4 protein-coding genes are annotated in these 4,494 nt (G+C 74.6%); 1 reads left to right on the forward strand and 3 read right to left on the reverse strand.

Going from position 1 to position 4,494, the window contains the following annotated elements; genetic code table 11:
• Nucleotides 1-167: 167 nt before the first annotated feature.
• The gene (locus ACFU99_RS34360) at nucleotides 168-608 is read left to right on the forward strand and encodes a YchJ family protein (protein ID WP_384399718.1); all 441 of its coding nucleotides are present in this window, start codon (nucleotides 168-170) and stop codon (nucleotides 606-608) included.
• Here ACFU99_RS34360 and ACFU99_RS34365 read toward each other — a convergent pair.
• The 3 genes from ACFU99_RS34365 to ACFU99_RS34375 form a co-directional block, all read right to left on the reverse strand.
• Nucleotides 563-1,858: a cation:proton antiporter gene (locus ACFU99_RS34365; RefSeq protein ID WP_384399721.1), complete on the reverse strand. Its 1,296-nt coding sequence runs from the start codon at nucleotides 1,856-1,858 to the stop codon at nucleotides 563-565. The two genes, ACFU99_RS34360 and ACFU99_RS34365, sit on opposite strands and share 46 nt — an antisense overlap.
• A 95-nt stretch (nucleotides 1,859-1,953) precedes the next feature.
• The gene (locus ACFU99_RS34370) at nucleotides 1,954-3,396 is read right to left on the reverse strand and encodes a cytochrome P450 (RefSeq protein ID WP_384399724.1); all 1,443 of its coding nucleotides are present in this window, start codon (nucleotides 3,394-3,396) and stop codon (nucleotides 1,954-1,956) included.
• Nucleotides 3,393-4,487 (reverse strand): alpha-hydroxy acid oxidase, encoded by a 1,095-nt coding sequence (locus ACFU99_RS34375; protein ID WP_384399727.1) that lies wholly within the window; start codon nucleotides 4,485-4,487, stop codon nucleotides 3,393-3,395. The genes ACFU99_RS34370 and ACFU99_RS34375 overlap by 4 nt, the downstream gene beginning before the upstream one ends.
• Between the last annotated feature and the right edge of the window lie 7 nt (nucleotides 4,488-4,494).

The following is a 4,494-nucleotide window of genomic DNA, read 5'->3' on the forward strand; positions in this document are numbered from 1 at the left end:
GGTCAGCCCTGGCTGAGAAGACCGCTCGCCGTCGGCGAGCAGTCGGCGGGGGTCCTGCGCCGCCCGTCCGGCCGCGGACCACGAGGGCGGCGACGAGACGCCGGAAGAATCCGACGCCGGGAGGACCCGGCGCCGCCGCCCGCCCGCCGAGCCGTCACAATCGACGGGTGTCCAGAAAGAACGCGCGCCGGCAACCGGCGATCAGCCCCGGCTCGCCGTGCCCCTGCGGGCTCGACTCCCCCTACCGCGACTGCTGCGGCGCCATCCACGACGGGCGGCGGCAGGCGGCCACGGCGGAGCTGCTGATGCGCTCCCGGTACAGCGCGTTCGCCGTCCGCGACGCCGCCTATCTGCTGCGCAGCTGGCATCCGTCGACGCGGCCGAGCCGCCTGGACTTCGATCCGGAGCAGCGGTGGACCCGGCTCGACATCCTCGGCACGACGGGCGGCAGCGCCTTCCACACCGAGGGCACCGTCGAGTTCCGGGCCCACTTCAGCGTGCGGGGTCACGCGGACGTCCAGCACGAGGACAGCCGCTTCGTACGGGACGAGGGGCGCTGGGTCTACCTGGGGCCCGTGCCGTCGCCCGTCGCGGTCAGCGGCTGCTGAGCCGGAGGGTCCGGGGCACGGCCGTCGCGCCGCGCGTCGAGCCGGTCCCCCAGGGTGAGCAGCGGGGTGGCCATCACGGTCGTCACCAGCGCGACGACGACCAGCACCGCGAACATGGCGGGCGTCACGATGCCCGCCGCGAGCCCGATGTTGATGGCGATGAGCTGCATCAGCCCGCGCGCGTTCATCAGGGTGCCGACGCGCAGCGCGACGCCGGGCGGCTCGCCCAATGCGCGGGCCGCCAGCCAGCAGGCGCCGAGCTTGCCGAGGATGGACACGGCGACGCAGGCGGCGGCGAAGAGCAGCAGGGACGGCTGCGCCAGCAGCGCGAAGTCGGTGTTGAGCCCCGAGTAGGTGAAGAAGAGGGGCAGGAAGACGATGCGGCTGATGGGCGCGATGGCCGCCACGGTCCGGTCGACCGCTTCGGAGCGCGGGAAGACGACGCCCAGGCTGAACGCGCCGAAGACGGCGTAGAGCCCGATCCGGTCGGTGTACCAGGCGGCGAGGAACAGCACGATCACGGTGATCAGCAGCAGGTCGTCGTCGGAGCGGCGGCCTGCGAGGGCCGTCATCCGGCCGCTCTTGCGGGCGAGTACGGCGAGCATGGCGACGAGGCCGACGGCGCCCCCGACGGCGATGGCGAAGGGGCCCGCGCCGTCGCCCGCGAGACCGAGCACGGCGGCGAGCAGCACCCAGGCCACGGCGTCGTCCAGCGCACCGCTGGCCAGGGAAAGGGAGCCGAACCGGGTGCCGACCAGGCCGCGTTCGGAGATGATGCGGGCCAGCATCGGGAACGCGGTGATGGCGATGGTGACGCCGACGAACAGGGCGGACACGCCGATCGAGATGTCCGCCGGGTAGACGTCGACCACGTCCTGGGTGGCGAAGGTCAGGCCCATGCCGAGGGCCAGCGGCACGAGGATGCCCGCCGTCGAGACGGCGGCGGCCGGGCGCGCCACGGCCCGTATCCGGTCGGTGCGGAACTCGTACCCGGTCTGGAACATGAAGATCACCAGACCGATCTGCCCGGCGACGAACAGCACGGGCCGCAGCTCCTGGGGGAAGAGCGCCTCCTCCACGCCGGGGGCCAGCAGCCCGAGCACCGAGGGGCCGAGGACCACCCCGGCGACCATCTCGCCCACGACGGGCGGCTGTCCGAGGGCGCGCAGGGCGCGGGCGACGATACGGCAGGTGACCAGGATGACGACGGCGGCCAGGAAGAAGACGGGGCCTAGCTCGGTGGTGGACATCGCTGTGCGCCCTTCGGCTCGGGGAGCGGGAACACGGGAACAGGGGGTACGGGCGGGCCTTCTTTGCGCGTGGGGGTGCTTTCCCAGCGCGACGGTCAGCTCGCGCGCCCGCCGTACGGGCAGGACGCCGGAGGCTCTGACGGCGAGGCCCCGGCCAGCGGGCGCCCCTCGGTGTCGTGGTCGGCGAAGTACCGTTCCGCCGGGCGGAGCCGGCGGGCGTCGAGGACCATCCACGCGCCGAGGACGAGCTGGGCCCAGCCGCGCCCCACGTCCTCCCACCGGTCCCGCAGGCGCAGGAACGCCCGTACGGCCGCCAGCCGGGGGCGCGGCAGCGGGCGGTCGCGGCGGACCAGCAGGCAGGGGGCGCGGTGCGGGATGGACCGGGTGTGCGAGACCGGCGAGTCGAGCGTGAAGCGGTCCAGCACCTCGCGGGTCGCGGCGCGCATCACGAGGGGGGAGAGCCGCCAGGCGGGGCAGGGGCGGTTGGCGGCGACGCCGAACGGGATGTGGTGCGCCTGCCGGGCCGCGAGCCGGTCCCAGCGGCCGGGGTCGAAGGTCTCGGGGTCGGCGTAGCCGGTGGCGTGGTATTCGGGGTAGTTGAAGCAGAGCACCGAGCCGGCGGGCAGCACCTCGCCCTTGCCGAGGGCGATGTCGTCGGTGCTGATGCGGTGGGCCACGCCGAACAGCGGGTACATCCGCAGGGTCTCGTTGAGGACGTTGGAGAAGTAGCGTTCGTCCGCCGGGTCGGCGGCCAGGGCGTCCTGGGCCGTGGGGTGCTGGGCGAGTACGAGCAGGAGGTGCGCCATGGCCTCGGACGTCTGGACCACGGCCGTGTTGAAGAAGGTGCCCTGGAGGTAGTACGCCTGTTCCGCCGGGGTGAGGCTCGACGGCAGGGTGTGCGGGACCTCGCCGGCGGCGATCCGGCGGCGCAGATAGCGGGTGAGGCGGGCGCGGCGGCGCAGGTGGCGCGGCCGGATGCATTTCAGGGAGTTCACCACGTCCTCGGCGTTGGCGACGATGAGCGCGCGGGCGTGCGGCGGGCACGGTTCGCGGAAGACGAGTCCGTAGAAGAACTCCGCCCATACGGGCATCATCAGGTCGCGCAGCCGCACGAGGGCTGTGCGGCCGGTGACGGTGGTGTCGAGGACGTGGGCGGCGCTGCGTGCGGCGGCGTCGGCGAGGTCCTGGCTGGGTCCGGCGAGCACGGCGAGGGTGGTGCGGGCGACCTCGTCGTAGCGCGGGCCGTTCTCCAGGTGTTCCTGGTGGACTTGGGCACCGGGGGCGAGCCAGTACCAGAAGAGGTCGGAGAGGGCGGCGCCTCGGCTGCGGCCGCCCGCGGCGGGGTGGGAGTAGATCTCCTGGAAGCGGTCGGCTCCCACGGTGGCGTTGGGGAAGGCGATGCCCTCGTCCCCGTTGACCTTGGCGAAGAGCTTCATCCGGGCGGTGACGACGAGGCCGGGCAGCCAGTAGGGCGTGGTGAGGGCGAGGGCGGCGGTCAGCGCTCCGGCCGCCGCGCGGCGGCCGGGGAGGGCGGTCATGGGGTCGCTCCTGTCTCCGGAAGGTGGGGGCCCGGGTCGTCGGGCCGGCCGCGGGCGACGACGAGGTCGGGGGTGAGGTCGGCGGCCCGGCTGCCGCCGCAGAGCGCCAGTACGTGGTCGAGTTCGGCGCGCAGCAGCTCCAGTACGTGCGTGACGCCGCGTTCGCCGTCCGCCGCGAGGCCCCACAGCACGGGGCGGCCCACGCCGACGGCCGTGGCGCCGAGGGCCAGGGCGGTCGCCGCGTCGGAGCCTCTGCGGATGCCGCCGTCGAGCAGTACGGGCACGCGTCCGGCGACGGCGGCCACGATGCGGGGCAGCGCTTCGACGGTGGCGGGGGCCGCGTCGAGCTGGCGGCCGCCGTGGTTGGAGACGAGCAGCGCGTCCACGCCCTCGGCGACGGCGATGCGGGCGTCCTCGGGGTGGAGTACGCCCTTGAGGACGATGGGCAGTGAGGTGTGGGCGCGCAGCCGGCGCAGGTCGTCCCAGGAGAGGGCCGCGGACATGGCGATGTCGCGGGGGCGGTCGCCGTCGGCGCCGGGCAGGTGGCGCATGTTCTCGGTCGCGAGGCCGGGCGGCAGGTCGTGGAAGGCGTTGCGGGCGTCGCGTTCGCGGCGTCCGAAGACCGGCGAGTCGGCGGTGACGACGAGGGCGGTGCAGCCCGCCTGTTCGGCCCGGTCGGCGAGGGCGCGGGTGATGTCGGGTTCGGGCTGCATGTAGAGCTGGAACCAGACGGGGGCGTCGGCGCGTACGGCGCGGGCGGCGGCGGTGACCTCGGCCACCGGCGCCGTCGAGGCCATGGAGGCGACGAGGACGGTGCCGGCGGCCGCCGTGGCGCGGGCGGTGGCGAGTTCGCCGTCGGGGTGGGCGAGGCGGTGGAAGGCGGTGGGCGAGACGAGGACGGGCAGGGTGAGGCGGTCGCCGAGGAGGGTCAGGGACAGGTCGCGGTGGGCCGCCCCGCGCAGCACGCGGGGCAGCAGGGCGAGGCGGTGGAAGGCCCGTTCGTTCTCCCGCACGGCCCGTTCGTCGGCGGCGCCTCCGGCGAAGAAGTCGTAGTGCGCGGGGGCGAGGCGCTTGCGCGCCTGTTCGCGCAGGTCCGAC

Source organism: Streptomyces sp. NPDC057654, from assembly GCF_042800135.1.
Taxonomy (GTDB): Bacteria; Actinomycetota; Actinomycetes; order Streptomycetales; family Streptomycetaceae; genus Streptomyces.

Coding starts and splice junctions, on each gene's coding strand:
- ACFU99_RS34365 (WP_384399721.1), bottom strand. CDS start 1,858: ATGTCCACCACCGAGCTAGGCCCCGTCTTCTTCCTGGCCGCCGTCGTC.
- ACFU99_RS34370 (WP_384399724.1), bottom strand. CDS start 3,396: ATGACCGCCCTCCCCGGCCGCCGCGCGGCGGCCGGAGCGCTGACCGCC.